At 52.2% G+C, this 13269-nt stretch carries 12 protein-coding genes; 3 read left to right on the top strand and 9 right to left on the bottom strand.

Annotated features, from left to right (window positions below; genetic code table 11):
* Positions 1-114: 114 nt before the first annotated feature.
* A complete protein-coding gene (hisS, locus tag Pla110_RS22035) occupies positions 115-1470 on the bottom strand; it encodes a histidine--tRNA ligase (RefSeq protein ID WP_231742758.1) in 1356 nt (451 codons plus the stop codon).
* 185 nt (positions 1471-1655) lie between these two features.
* A complete protein-coding gene (locus tag Pla110_RS22030) occupies positions 1656-2087 on the bottom strand; it encodes a YkgJ family cysteine cluster protein (protein ID WP_144999305.1) in 432 nt (143 codons plus the stop codon).
* A 539-nt stretch (positions 2088-2626) separates the two neighbouring features.
* Here Pla110_RS22030 and Pla110_RS22025 point away from each other — a divergent pair.
* Together Pla110_RS22025 and Pla110_RS22020 are read left to right on the top strand one after the other, a co-directional pair.
* A complete protein-coding gene (locus tag Pla110_RS22025) occupies positions 2627-3481 on the top strand; it encodes a hypothetical protein (protein WP_144999303.1) in 855 nt (284 codons plus the stop codon).
* Between the two features lie 62 nt (positions 3482-3543).
* Positions 3544-4296, top strand: coding sequence for a 3-keto-disaccharide hydrolase (locus tag Pla110_RS22020; RefSeq protein ID WP_231742756.1), 753 nt, complete (start codon positions 3544-3546; stop codon positions 4294-4296).
* 24 nt (positions 4297-4320) lie between these two features.
* Here the strand turns inward: Pla110_RS22020 and Pla110_RS22015 are convergent, their stop codons facing one another.
* From Pla110_RS22015 to Pla110_RS21985, 7 genes are all read right to left on the bottom strand, one after another.
* The gene (locus Pla110_RS22015) at positions 4321-4986 is read right to left on the bottom strand and encodes a phosphoribosylanthranilate isomerase (RefSeq protein WP_144999300.1); all 666 of its coding nucleotides are present in this window, start codon (positions 4984-4986) and stop codon (positions 4321-4323) included.
* 74 nt (positions 4987-5060) lie between these two features.
* On the bottom strand, positions 5061-6725 hold the full coding sequence (locus Pla110_RS22010) for an Nramp family divalent metal transporter (protein WP_144999298.1): 1665 nt from the start codon (positions 6723-6725) through the stop codon (positions 5061-5063).
* Between the two features lie 187 nt (positions 6726-6912).
* Positions 6913-7698 carry an MBL fold metallo-hydrolase gene (locus tag Pla110_RS22005; RefSeq protein WP_231742753.1) on the bottom strand — a complete coding sequence of 262 codons (786 nt, stop codon included), beginning with the start codon at positions 7696-7698 and terminating at the stop codon, positions 6913-6915.
* A 124-nt stretch (positions 7699-7822) separates the two neighbouring features.
* A complete protein-coding gene (hemE, locus tag Pla110_RS22000; protein WP_144999296.1) occupies positions 7823-8884 on the bottom strand; it encodes a uroporphyrinogen decarboxylase in 1062 nt (353 codons plus the stop codon).
* 108 nt (positions 8885-8992) lie between these two features.
* Entirely contained in the window at positions 8993-9826 is an 834-nt protein-coding gene (locus tag Pla110_RS21995; protein WP_144999294.1) for a uroporphyrinogen-III synthase, read from the bottom strand.
* A gap of 259 nt (positions 9827-10085) precedes the next feature.
* Positions 10086-11351 carry a DUF1501 domain-containing protein gene (locus Pla110_RS21990; RefSeq protein WP_144999292.1) on the bottom strand — a complete coding sequence of 422 codons (1266 nt, stop codon included), beginning with the start codon at positions 11349-11351 and terminating at the stop codon, positions 10086-10088.
* 83 nt (positions 11352-11434) lie between these two features.
* Positions 11435-12949, bottom strand: a complete 1515-nt coding sequence (locus tag Pla110_RS21985; RefSeq protein ID WP_197440390.1) for a DUF1549 domain-containing protein — start codon at positions 12947-12949, stop codon at positions 11435-11437.
* Between the two features lie 19 nt (positions 12950-12968).
* Here Pla110_RS21985 and Pla110_RS22795 point away from each other — a divergent pair, with 19 nt between their 5' ends.
* Positions 12969-13259: a hypothetical protein gene (locus Pla110_RS22795; RefSeq protein WP_197440389.1), complete on the top strand. Its 291-nt coding sequence runs from the start codon at positions 12969-12971 to the stop codon at positions 13257-13259.
* The last annotated feature ends 10 nt before the right edge of the window (positions 13260-13269 follow it).

The following is a 13269-nucleotide window of genomic DNA, read 5'->3' as shown; positions in this document are numbered from 1 at the left end:
AAGCGGCCCACACTTCCGGGAGGCGCAAAAAGTTTTTCGAATTTCGCGAGGATCTTAGCAATTTGGCTAAAGTCCGTCTAGATGTTCTTTCAGACGGCCTGCCAATTCTCTTTTTCAAGTGGCCGCCGGAGCGAGTTCGGACTTCAGGAATGCGATCAGTTCTGTTTCGCTGAGAGCCTGTTGTGCCTGTGCCTTCAAGTCTTTGACTTGCCAGATACCCTGTTCGAATTCATCGGACCCAGCAATGATGGCGAATCGAAACCCTTTGCGGTCAGCGTATTTCATCTGTTTTTTAAACTGCTTGTCTTCCGGATAGACTTCATTGCGGATTCCAGCAGCACGCAACTGCTGGCCAAGGCGGTAGTACTCGGGCAACCGGTCGTTATCCATGATTGTTACAATCACATCGGCCGGGCATTCACGCAGTTCCAGGCAATCCATCTCGATCATGGCAGCCAGCAGTCGATCCAGTCCAAGGGAAGCCCCGACGCCGGGGAGTTCCTGTTTGGTAAACATCCCGGCCAGATTGTCATACCGTCCTCCTGAACAGACCGATCCAAAATCAGGACGTTCAGTCAGAAAGGTTTCAAAAATGACGCCGGTGTAATAATCGAGACCACGCGCAATCGACAAGTCGAGTTTCAGCCGCTCTTCCGGAACACCCGCAGCGATGACCGTTTCAAAAATCGTCCGGGTTCGTTTGACTCCGGCGAGACCTGACTCATGGTCGGCCAACACCGCTTCCAGTTGAGTCAGCATTTCGTTCGCGTTACCTTTTAATTCGGTCAAGCGCAGAATGCCTTCAGCCTGTTCCACGGCAATACCTGCCTGGGCTCCCATTTCCGCAATGACTCCTTCGCGACCGATTTTTAGAATCTTGTCGAGGGCTCGCAGGACAACCGTCGCCTGATCAAGCAGACCATGTTTATCGAGCCAACCATTCAGGATCTGTCGGTTGTTCATGTGAATCATGAATTGATCGAACCCAAGTCGGCACATCAATTCGTGAATCACGAGCAACGTTTCGATATCCGACATGACTGAGTCAGTGCCGATCGTGTCGAAGTCGCACTGCATGAATTCGCGGAACCGACCCTTCCCCGGGTTTTCGCCCCGCCAGACAGTGCCCAAGTGATAACGTTTGAAGGGTGTCCCGATTTCATTCAGATGCAGAGCGGCAAAGCGCGCGAAGGGAATGGTTAGGTCGAACCGCATCGTTACGTCACGGTCACCCTGATCACGAAAGCGAAACATCTGCTTTTCGGTTTCGTCGCCGCTCTTTCCCAACAGGACTTCGGTCCGCTCCAGAGCGGGGGTGTCGATCGGGCTGAATCCGAAGCTGCGATAAACTTCCCGGGCTGTCTCCATCAACCCTTCACGGGCAATCATCTGCGCGGGCAGATAATCGCGGAACCCTTTTAAGACCTGCGGTTTGATCAACGTTGTTTTAGTTTTCTCTTTCGAAGACACGGTAACTTGTTTCCCAGTGGTATTGGATGGAGATATTGAGTTCGATTCTGTCGAGGTTCTCTCACACCTTCGTTGAATGATGGGGGAGTTCAGACTACGTAAAGTCGATCATCAACAGGATGGTTTATTCGAAGTAAACTCGAAAGCGATTTCCAGAATCATTCAGCTTAATATGCCAGTCGAAACTAATTCAGTACTGGCAACTGCATATGCGCTTCCCGTTCGGCGGGGGCCCGCTGAGGAAGAATCGCCTCGGCGTATTCCCAGAGTTGGTCTGCTGTCTCGAAAAACTTTTCGTAACAGACATCGTCGTCGAACTCGCAGTTGTCGGTCGAGTAGTCGCGACAAATTTGTGGTCGTGTATGGTAGATGCCGCACATGTTGTCTGCCTGGAGATGCTGGCAATCGGCATGCACCATCAAGTACCAGACACCGTCTTCCACAAACAAGGAGACGGCACCATGAATCATGTACCAGCGAAGATGATCGAAGTCTTCCCGCTTTTTGGGAGTGTCAATCGGCAAGGCAAAATAACGACAACATTTGGCGGTGCAATGATCGCAAAGGTTCTCTCCTTTTTTAAGATCCTTGCGACGAAACTTCTGGGCTGCTGGCATTGCGTCTTTTCTTCCTGCCGTCGGAGTCGATTTCCGACTTGAGCTCGCGAAATGAATGAAAACAACGATCTCTCTGAGAACAGAGATCGCGAATATTTAACACTCGCTGTTGTAAGAATGCGGATGTATTCAGCTAGTGTAATTGATTTGAACACGGAAGCAATCCGCTCGTTCCCGAAACGGCGCGGTCTTCATGAGGCTCATCGCAATTGGCAGGAACTGCAGTGAATGTGTACTTCTGAGCACATCCTGTTCGGTCGTGATGGATTTATTAGCGGGCGTTACAACTGGCATAAACAGTTCCTGCCGACATGGCGTCAGGCATTATTCTGCTTGACCCGCCATTTTAGACCGGCTTATCATGAAAAGATCGGCAAAATGGCCGTATACTACCTGGACGGCGTATTCTTACTGGTCTGTAGATACGATATCGTAGATAAGGGATGAGCCTCGTTTTCAGGTTCATCATTTTCCCCGCTTTCGAGCGGACAGACATAAAATCTCAAACATTCTCGCCACGATCGCATTGGTTTATATACATGACGACCTCCGGCAAAATTTTCGTAGTTATTGTCATCCTCGCCGGCATTGTCGGTTTGTTCCTGATGGCAAGAGTGACTGCAACGCACAGTTTTTGGATCAAAGCCTACGAAGCTGATGAAACTGAAATGCTGGCGCAACGGAAACAGAAATTCGATCGTCAGTTGGAACTCGAACGGGTTAATACCGAACATGATAAGTTGATTAATCGCTGGTATCAGACATGGGCCGACGTGAATACGGTTTCTAATGGCGATGGCAGTATTTCGATCGACGCGGGTAGCAATCAAGGACTTCCGGCTCCCGGTGGAAACGTCCCCGTCGTGCTGTACGGCTTCCGTCCCGACCCTCAGAATGAAGGGGAAACGGTCTTTGTGAAGTCCTTCAAAGTCACCGACGTTCAGAATGATCGTTCGACGTTGACTGCCGAAGGTTACACGACAGAAGAGGAAATCGCGTCATGGGATGCCGGTAACTGGCGTTTCTGGAAAATGATTCCCAGCTCTTACTTTTCCACACTGAGCGCTCTTGATGCCCGCCGTGCAGAAACGAATTTCACTTTGGAAATCCAACAGCGATCCGTAGCGAAACAAGAAGAACTGTTGACCCGCGCGAAAAAAATGCTCGAGAACCGACATCTCCAATTGGATGGCGACCCTGAATTCGCTGGAGATGATAACCTTCCCATCGAGATTCGTGTGGGCTACATTAAAGCGATTGAACAAACTCAGAACGAACATCTGGAAATTCTACAGGAAGTCGATCAGCTTCGCCGCGAGATCAAAGCAACGACCGATGAAATCAACGAATTGCTGACTAATAACGACGAACTCGCTTCTCGTTTGCCGCAATAGACGTTTCTCACCACGCAGACCGACGACCCGCCACGCCTCCCGCCCCATAAAGGTTTCGCAATATGCCAGCCCTCCTTTCCCCTATGCGCTGTTTCTCTTTCGCCATACTGTTGTCTTCCTTCACGATGCTGGTTGCGACGACAGGACTCGTTGCTGAAGAAGGTGAAGCGAAAAAAGCGTTTATTGACGGAACTGGACCCGGCTGGAAAACTCTGGTCGAAGACGACTTCACAGACGTCAACGGAGAGCCTGAAACATGGGTCTGGCAGGAAGACGGTACGATTCACTCCACTGGTAAACCCATCGGGGTTCTGCGAACCAAAGAGACGTTCACTAACTTTGAGCTGGTCGCGGAATGGCGTCACTTGGAATTCGGTGGAAATAGCGGAATCTTCGCCTGGGTCCCGATGGAAGCATTGACCGACTTGCCCCCCAATAAGCTGCCCGAATTTGGCATCGAAATTCAGGCACTCGATCACGGTTACGCCACAAAATACAAAGAAAGAACTGGTAAAGAGGGAGACTGGTTCTCGACGAACGGCGACATCTTTGCTGTGGGGAAATCCAAAATGGATCCTTTCCCGCCACTCTCTCCAAATGGAAGTCGAAGCTTTCCCAGCAAAAACCTGAGTAATGGGCACGGCGAATGGAATCACTATTACGTCCGTGGAATCAACGGAGAAATTCGTCTGTGGGTGAACGGCGAAGAAGTCTCTGGTGGAAATAACTGCGATCCGGCAACCGGCCATTTCTGTCTGGAAGCAGAAGGTGCCCCGGTTGAGTTCAAAAACATCCGCCTTCGTGAACTGCCATAACAGAGAAGCGGCTTTCGGTTGCAGTTACTGTCGAATGGCGTTTACGAATTCATTGATCATCCGTGCGTCTTTGACACCCGGCGACGACTCGACGCCACTCGCAGTATCGATTCCCCAGGGATCCACAGCTGCTGTCGCTGCGCGAACATTGGCTGAAGTCAGGCCTCCTGCCAGAACGAGTGGAGGCCAGTTGGTTCGATCGTATTGATCCCGCACCAGGTCCCAGGGAGCGACATGACCTGTGCCGCCGAACTCGCCCTGCACCGCGGCATCAATCAGACAGGCCGATAACTTGACGCCAGCCTGACGACATTCGTCAAGGTAGTTAGCAACTTCGTCCAGCCCCTGGGGGCCAACGCGGAAAGCCTTCATCAATTTGATGGAAGGAAGATCGAGAACGAGTTCGGACTGAAGCCCTGCAAGATAAGCGGGGGGTTCATCGCCATGCAATTGGATCCAGTCGAGTTGCAATTGCCGAGCATGTTCCACCACTTCTGCAGGGGAGTGATTCACAAACAGGCCGACCAGTTCGAGCTGACCGCGCACCGCTGTGGCAATCTCTCTAGCCTGTTTGAGATTGGTGGATCGCTTAGACTTCGCAAAGAAGTTCAGTCCGATCGCAGACGCTCCGGACCGGGCCACCTGATTGGCGGCTTCGATCTCTTTGACACCGCAAATTTTTATCCACATTACAATTTGGTCTCAACCGGCTCAGTCAGGAAGTTGCTTTGTACAGGACGTCCGCACGTCTGAGGAGTTATTCTTTATTCCGTGAGGACTTTGATCAAGCCCCAGGATCCCGTTACCAGTAGCCCCAGGAACGAGAGAATCAGGAAGATGTCCCATACCAGACCGGGCCTCAGTCGTCGGTCGATTCGCTTATAGCGGAAATAGAGGGCCGCAAAACCAATCATCGGTAGCATGATCGATTGCATCATTCCGGCGATGAGAACTGTTGTCACCGGGTTTGCGCGGCTGGCGAAGACACAAAAGCTGATGCAGGGAAGTACGACACTCATGATGCCGACACACTTCATGAACTTTTCTTCAGTGTTGATTTTGAATAAGCCAGCGATCCGGAAGAAGTCCGACCACATTCGGGCATTGGATGCATTCGCCACCAGGAAGGTCGAATAGAGAACGGCAATCGCCCCGATCAGGAAGAGCCAACGGGCATAGTTGCCAAAGATGGGGACGTAGGCACTCGACAAGGTGGTCACCATCCGCATGCCATCGGGGTCGAGCCCCTGACGGAACAGGACCGTCGCTCCCATGAAGTAAAACGCCATTGTGGCGATCGTGTAGATGATCATCGAGTTAAATGCGTCAAACCGCATTACCCGCAGCCACCCTTTCGCTCTGTTACTCCATGCATCCGAATTCTGTCGTGGTCCGGTGAACTTCGCGTATCCTTTTTCCTGGCACCAATAGGGATAGGCGATCAACTCGGATGCCCCTACTCCAATGATTCCAAACGTGGCAATCGCGGTTTTAACCGGGTCGATTCCGCCTATGGGTTCCGGTAGCTTAAATGCCAGTCCCGACATGAGCTCATTGAACGTCACCGAGAAATATTCGGTCGCCTGCAGTGAAATCACATTGCCAATGGTGATTAGAGTAAACGAAACAACTAATACCATCGCCACGGTCTGAATCAGGTTGTAACGGCTTAAATAGAGCAGTATCGCCGTGAAGATGGTCACAAGCAGCGCCCAGAGCCGATCATCCCAGGTATTCGGATCGATCAGTGTTTCCCCACCATCAACGCGCGAGATCAGTTCATCAATCGGATATCCTTCTGCTCGCAGACTTTCAAAACGAGTCTCCAGATACTGCATGCCAAACTCGGCCCGTTCTTGGTGAACGGGGGGAAGTTGACTGAAGTTGGATTGTGTTTGATCGGCAAGTTCCCGGTCCGCTTTATAGGTGAGGTACCAGTCAATCTGCTTTTCGGAAGGAGCCCTGACGACCTCCGCATAGTCACCCGTGATCGGCAGGGCGATAGCAGCCGCCTGTCCGACACCACCGACGATCCCGCCCAGTTGGGCCATACTGGTGAGCATCATCGCAAACCAGACCCAGATAATCCAATTGATTTTTAAGCGTGGGCCGGGCACACTGTTGAGTGCCGCGAGCGAAGTTTGTCCTTCGCTGATGGTGAATCGCCCCAGTTCAATCTGTACGAAGACTTTGATCAGACAACCAAAGAAGATTAACCAGAGAAGTGACAGGCCTGCTTGAGCGCCAGTCTTCGTCGTCGCGATTAATTCACCCGAACCTACAATCGCACTCGCAATAATAAGCCCCGGGCCTAGTTGTTTAACAATACCGAGGAAGCGGGTGGGCGGATCCTGAACATGCAGGTCTTCGACGGTGTTCTCCGGTGTGGCCGGATTGTGAGTTTGTTCGTCGGAGGGGGGCTGGCTCATCGAACGCGATCTTTGTGTCTGAAGTGAGTAAAGCAGAGAGGAGAGTCTTCGAGGAATTGGGAATACTCTGTTTGCCGAGTGGAGAACTCGGAACGCATCAACAATTCTTCATGAATTCTAGACTCCCCTTATACCCTGCCCAACTGTCCAGAACAAGACGCCCGTGAGAAACTGATCGAGCAGAAACCTATACCTCGTAGTTCACACGCAATCCGTCATATGCCATTTCCACTCCCTCGGGCAGAATGGCGTTCGTCGCCTCGTATTCGAGTGAGTGCGAAATGTGGGTGAGGTAGGTTTGCAGTGGTTTCAAACGCCGGATCGCTTCCAATGCCTGATCGACGTTGAAGTGCGTCGGGTGCGGACTATGACGCAGAGCGTCGATGATAAGCGTGTCGAGCCCTTCCAGCAGTGGCCAGCTTTCTTCGGGAATCTCACTGACATCAGTACAGAATGCAAAGTTTCCAATGCGGTAACCAAGAACAGGCAACTGACCGTGAAGCAGACGGATGGGTTGGACGGGTAACCCCAGAATAGTAAAGGGCTCCATCGAGATAGATCGAAATTCAAATCGCGGTACGGCAAACTTATGCGGTCGGGGGCTGTTCGTGTCGAAGGCATAACTGAAGGACTGACGCAGATGCTGTTCAACGATCTCTTCACAGTATAAGTCAACGGGTGCATCCTGACGATGACCGTAGATACGCAGGTCATCCAGTCCGTAGATGTGATCTGCGTGGCCATGCGTGAAGAGGGCCGCATGCACTGCCTGCACACGCTCTCGTACGAGTTGAATACGAAGCTCGGGAGCGGTGTCGATAACGAAGTTTCCCTCGGGCGCCTCGACGTACACGCCCGACCGCGTGTGATTGTTTTTGGGATTCTCTGACAGACAGACTTCGCAGTCGCAGCCCGCCACCGGCACACCGACGGACGTTCCTGTTCCCAGTAGAATGATCTCCCCGGCACTCACGTTGATGGAATCCTTGTTTGATCTCAATCAGAACGGACAGTTGCTGTGGTCAGGTTATCGCGCCCAGTTGATGGCTTCGTGTAATTACTCGAAGTTGTTATTCCGAGTCGTTGTTTACAGATACTTAAATCTGAGTTTCCGCAATCTGGGCTCCTGCCTCATGGACAAACTTCACCAGGTCGATCGCGTTCTGAGGATTGACGCCCGGCATGATACCGTGGCCAAGATTAAATATGTGACCTGGGCGCCCGGCGGCTTTGTCGAGCACATCCTGAGCTTTCTCTTTGAGCACATCGAACTCACAAAAGAGCGAAGCCGGATCGAGGTTCCCCTGCACAGCTTGATGGTAGCCCATCGATTTCCAGGCCTCTGCCATATCAACACGCCAGTCGAGTCCCTGCACCGTACCACCTGCAGCGACCTGTAACGGAAGTAATGCGGGGTTGCCTGTCAGGAAGTTGATCACCGGTGTATCGGCGGGAAGCGAACTGATCAGCCTTTTGGTGTAGGGGAAGGCGAAGTGCCGGTAATCGTCGGGGCTCAGACAACCGGCCCAACTGTCAAAGATTTGTACCGCCTGACAACCCATTTCCAGCTGCCGATTAAGATAACCCGAAACCGAATCGACGAGCGTGTTCATCAATTCGTCCCAGACTTCCGGGTGCGAATACATAATCCGTTTGGTGTCCAGATAATTACGGGAACCGCCCCCTTCAATCGCATACGAAGCAAGAGTGAAAGGCGCCCCGGCAAACCCCAGCAGAGGAATATCGGGGGGCAATTGTTTGCGAATGAGCTGGATGGCGTCGAACACGTAACCAAGGTCGTCGATATTCTGAACGCGTTGAATCCGCTTGAGATCGGCCGGTTCCCGAAACGGGTTATGAATTTGGGGTCCTTCGCCCTTTTCGTAGGTCAGGTCGAAGCCAACGAGTTGCAAAATCGGAAGCAAGTCAGCAAAGAGAATCGCAGCGTCGACCCCCAGTATCTCACGAGCCTCCAATGTCACCTGCGCGGCCAGTTCGGGCGTTTTACAAAGCTCAAGGAAGGTCACCTTGTTCCGTACGGCCATGTACTCCGGCATGTACCGCCCTGCCTGTCGCATTAACCAGATAGGGGTCGTGTCGGTCGGCTCGCAACGGGCCGCTTTCATGAACCGGCTGTTCGCTAATTCGGGGGTAATCAAGAGAGAAGACTTCCGCTCGAGGGTAATAAAAGTAGGTCCACGTTACATCGATAAGGATAACGAATGGCGACCTGTTTTTGAATTCCCGGAGGACAGACTCTCTTTAAATCATCGGTTCACCAGCGCGGGACCCTCGGTCATGATTGTGCGAATAAAGGGGCCCAATTTGGGGGGGCTGGCTTCCAGCTGTGGAGGAAGATTGAGTTTGGTCAGATGTTCGGTTGCCGTTGGTCCAATCGAGGCAATGACCAACTTTTGTGCGGCGGCGAGCCACTCGTCGAAGACTTCCTGCTCATGCGCTGCCTGAAAGACGTGCGTCGCCTGATTGGCGCTGGTGAATGCCAGCACGTCGAACTCGCCCGCGATGGTTTGATGGATGGATTTATACAAGGGGGCGGGGTCATCCGGGAATGCCCAGGAATACACGGGGACAGACCGCACTTCGGCGCCGAGACCGGCCAGTTCCTGGTAGAACTCGGTGCTCGGGATTCCGTACTCCTGAACAGCGATCACCTTGTCTTTGAGGTCGAGTCCGGCCTGCATTGTTTCGAGCAGTTCGTGCCAGGTGTTCGGTTCGGGAGCGACGAAGTCGATGCGAACTTTTTCTTCCTTGAGTACTTTTACAGGTTTGGGGCCGCGGCTAATGACGACGTATTTCTGGAGTTCGGTCAGAAATTCAGTGAGCGGCCATTTGGTTTCAATGACGTTGAACAATTGCCGCGTACCCACGCCCGTCATGAAGACGACGTAATCGATTTCGCCCGCGAAAATCTGTTTGGCAAACTTCAGGCCATGTTCATTTTCGGTGAGCGGTACTTCCTTCATGGAAGGAACCACCGTCGCGACGCCGCCCATTTTGGTGATCAAGGTTCGCGTTTCTTCCGAACGTCGGCTCTCGAAACTACAAACTCGCAACGGATTCGTGGTGGTGTTCTCTGTCATGATGTTCTGTCAGTTATTCCAGCAGTCCCCGCCAGAATCTTCCCGAGGTGAAATGGTGCCGCGTGAATCGAGCGTCTTTATCCGAATTCTATGCGTCCCCGAATGTATAAGGAAGGCAGGAACCAATGAGCGGACAGCCGGACCATACTTTTCGTTGAGATCGCGGAATGAGATTTCGGAATGAGATTGCCAGAAACCATGCCTGCCTGATTTACGCACGAGAACATGATGGAACTCTATTCCACTCACATCGCTCGGTTTAAATCAGCTCGGTGATGGGTTGACCGGTGTTGACCATTTTCATGGGACGACCGTTGGCGGAACGGTATTCGGTATTCACGGGGACACCCATGGCTTGGGCCACAGTCGCCCAGATATCGCCCGGTTGATACCCTTTGCCGATGACTTCAATTCCTTCATCGTCGGTGGCGCCGACGGCGATACCACCTTTAATTCCGCCACCACCAATCACGACCGACCAACTGCGGGCCCAGTGATCGCGGCCAGTATTCTGATTAATGCGCGGTGTCCGACCGAACTCACCCATCCAGACGAGAACCGTGTTGTCCAGCATGCCCCGTTCTTTGAGGTCTTTCACAAGTGTGGACATCGCTTTATCGACTGTAGGCATGCGGTTGTCCCGCAGAGTAGAGAAAACATCCTGATGCAGGTCCCAGCCTCCCATGTCGACTTCAATAAAGGGAACGCCACGTTCAGCGAGGCGACGGGCCAGCAGCAGTCCGCGACCGAAGCCAGTGTCTCCGTAGGCTTCCTGAACCTCAGCAGGCTCCTGGGCAACTTCGAAAGCGGTCATCTGATCGGAATACAGTAGCGTCAGGGCTTTGCGATAAATATCCTGATGGTCTTTAGACATTGACCCGCGGTTGGAATCAATGAACTGGGTCTCCACTGTTTTCAACATCGACAATCGGGACGCCATCTGAGTCGGGTTGAGCCCTTCCATGTTCGCATTACGGATCTGACCGTTGCTGTCGACGTTAAAGGGTGCATGGGACATGCCAAGGTAACCTGGTGAACCGGGAGAACCACCAACGGCAACGAAGGAGGGAATCGTCAGGTTCTCCCGTTTGTCTCCCAGCTCTTTACTGATGACCGATCCAAAGGGAGGGTGTACCACGGTGGGATTGGGGACGAACGACGTATGCAGGTAATAACGTCCGCGATCATGATCGGCTTCGCGTGTGCTCATCGAACGGACGATGGATAGGTTGTCCATGATCTTGGCCGTTTCGGGGAGCGCTTCGGTGATCTGGAAGTCACCTGCTGTTGAGATCGGTTTGAATTCTCCGCCGTTGGTGGATTTCGGTTTGAGGTCCCAGATATCAATCGTAGGAGGACCGCCCCCCATCCACATCAGAATGCACGACTTCTGATTACTTTTGACGGTTGCGGCGTTCGCTTCAAGATGCGACATGAACTGCAGCGCAGGAACAGTCGCTGCACTCGTCGCCATATGTCGGAGAAAGTGACGGCGGTTCATTCCAGTTGGAGTCGGTAAATTCATGTTTGGCTCCCGCAATGCTTGCGGTTAGTAGATTTGTATTTGGTGATGAAGTCGGAGCGATGTCAAATAAAGTTTGTATTCGATTAATGATTCGTAATAAACTCGTTCGAATTCAGCAGGGCCCATAACAGATCCTGCAAGGCGGCTTCTTCGGGATTCCCTTTGAACAGTTTTGTCAACGCACTTCGCTCGCGGCTGGTTGGGTATCGATTTAACGTGGCAAGGTAAACTTCGTTCACTTTTTCCAGCGGTTTTAGTTTGCTGTTGTTCTTCAACTGCTGCAGGAAACTTTCCCCTTCCATCGACATTGCGTTACGAACAAGTTGTCCGTTCATCAACATCAGCGCTTGTGGAATTGTTCCGTTGAAAGTGGTCGCTTCGGTGCCTTCATCGTTACCGAATTCGATTACAAATTGCCGCAACCATTGTTCGCGGCGGTTCAATTGTTCTTCGTAGTCAGCACGACCAGCGGCGTCGGCCCGGGTTGCGACGAGTAGTGAATCGTAAAGTTGTTCCGCTTCGAGTGATTTCAGATACATCTTGCTGAACAGAGGCGTCTCGCCCGCGGCGGGGTCGTCGAATTCATTGCCAGGGTTGAACTTGCTGGTCAGGTTGTACGCTTTCGAGTTGACGATCCAGTTCATCAGCTTTTTAACGTCGTAGTTGTTTTTGACGAACTCGTCCGCCATACGGTCAAACAGTTCGGGCATGGCCGAGTGGTTGTGCGGGCCGATGTCATCGACAGGATTGACGAAGCCATAACCGAAGAAGTGTGACCACATCCGGTTCACCATCGCCGAGGCAATGGCGGGGCGTTCTCCCTGAGCCAGAAGTGAAGTCAGGCCTTCGCGGCGGTCGGTGGTGACATCGGGATTCACCGACTCTCCGTTGAAAATCGGGTAAGCGACTTGCTTCAGACCATCACGTCGATCGAAATGGACGGGACCAGAAAAATCACGGAGAACGACTTCTGAATAGTCATCAACTCGACGACCTGAATCGGGGTCTATTTTGCGGTGATCAATTTTATCGATCTGTCGAAAGAAGCTATTGAACTGCCAGAACTGTTCTTGCTTCCATTGATTGAATGGATGGTTGTGACATTGCACGCACTGGAGCTGTTGTCCAAGAAAGAGTTTGGCGGTCTTCGCGGTGAGCAGTACTTGTTCGTCCCGCATCGTCATCTGTGCCAGTAGATAATTGACGGCGCCATTTTCTTCGTAGTGACCTTCGGCCAGAATGAGATCGGTAACGACTTCGTTCCAGGGACGGTTTCTCGCAAAAGCTTCGCGGTAGAATTTTTCCATACCTCGACGACTGACCCGGCGAGGTGTCTGCCGACCGATGGACAGATTCGTCCAGACAGTGGTCCAGTTGGAAATGTATTCATCGCTGCTCAGTAATTCCTCAATGATCTGCGTTCGGCTGGGGGCTTCCTCTTTTTCTCCCAGAAACCTTCGCACCTCTTCAGTGGAAGGAATGCGGCCCGTCAGATCGAGGTACACGCGACGGAGCCATTCTTCGTCGTCGGCGATATCGGAGGGAACAACTTCGTTGTCTTTCCAATGCTGATCCAACCGTTGATTGATTTCGGTCACGAACGGATCCCGCGAACCGGTGCTGAACCCTTGCGTTTTAGGCGCCGCCGAAGCGGACACGACCATCCCGCTCACAATCAACATCAGGCCGAAGCAGAATGAGTATCGAATGAAGGGAACGCTGCCGCTGTTTGAAAAAGATGAGAACATCAATCAGGTGTTCCTCAGTAGTGATCGCGAAGTGAATGCCGAACGGCAGGGATGTCGGGAAAACTCAGTGAAATCAAACTCAGTGAAATCAAACCCAGTGAAATCAAACCCAGAGAAATCAAACGCAGAGAAATCAAACGCAGATACGAACGGTGCGTAAAATTCTCCCG

Source organism: Polystyrenella longa, assembly GCF_007750395.1.
In the GTDB taxonomy this organism is placed as follows: Bacteria; Planctomycetota; Planctomycetia; order Planctomycetales; family Planctomycetaceae; genus Polystyrenella; species Polystyrenella longa.
This window is presented reverse-complemented; position numbering and strand designations above follow the sequence as displayed.

Excerpts from the sequence above, each read along its gene's own strand:
- Pla110_RS22030 (WP_144999305.1), bottom strand. The coding sequence starts at position 2,087 with ATGCCAGCAGCCCAGAAGTTTCGTCGCAAGGATCTTAAAAAAGGAGAG.
- Pla110_RS22025 (WP_144999303.1), top strand. The coding sequence starts at position 2,627 with ATGACGACCTCCGGCAAAATTTTCGTAGTTATTGTCATCCTCGCCGGC.
- Pla110_RS22020 (WP_231742756.1), top strand. The coding sequence starts at position 3,544 with ATGCCAGCCCTCCTTTCCCCTATGCGCTGTTTCTCTTTCGCCATACTG.
- Pla110_RS22015 (WP_144999300.1), bottom strand. The coding sequence starts at position 4,986 with ATGTGGATAAAAATTTGCGGTGTCAAAGAGATCGAAGCCGCCAATCAG.
- Pla110_RS22010 (WP_144999298.1), bottom strand. The coding sequence starts at position 6,725 with ATGAGCCAGCCCCCCTCCGACGAACAAACTCACAATCCGGCCACACCG.
- Pla110_RS21995 (WP_144999294.1), bottom strand. The coding sequence starts at position 9,826 with ATGACAGAGAACACCACCACGAATCCGTTGCGAGTTTGTAGTTTCGAG.
- Pla110_RS21990 (WP_144999292.1), bottom strand. The coding sequence starts at position 11,351 with ATGAATTTACCGACTCCAACTGGAATGAACCGCCGTCACTTTCTCCGA.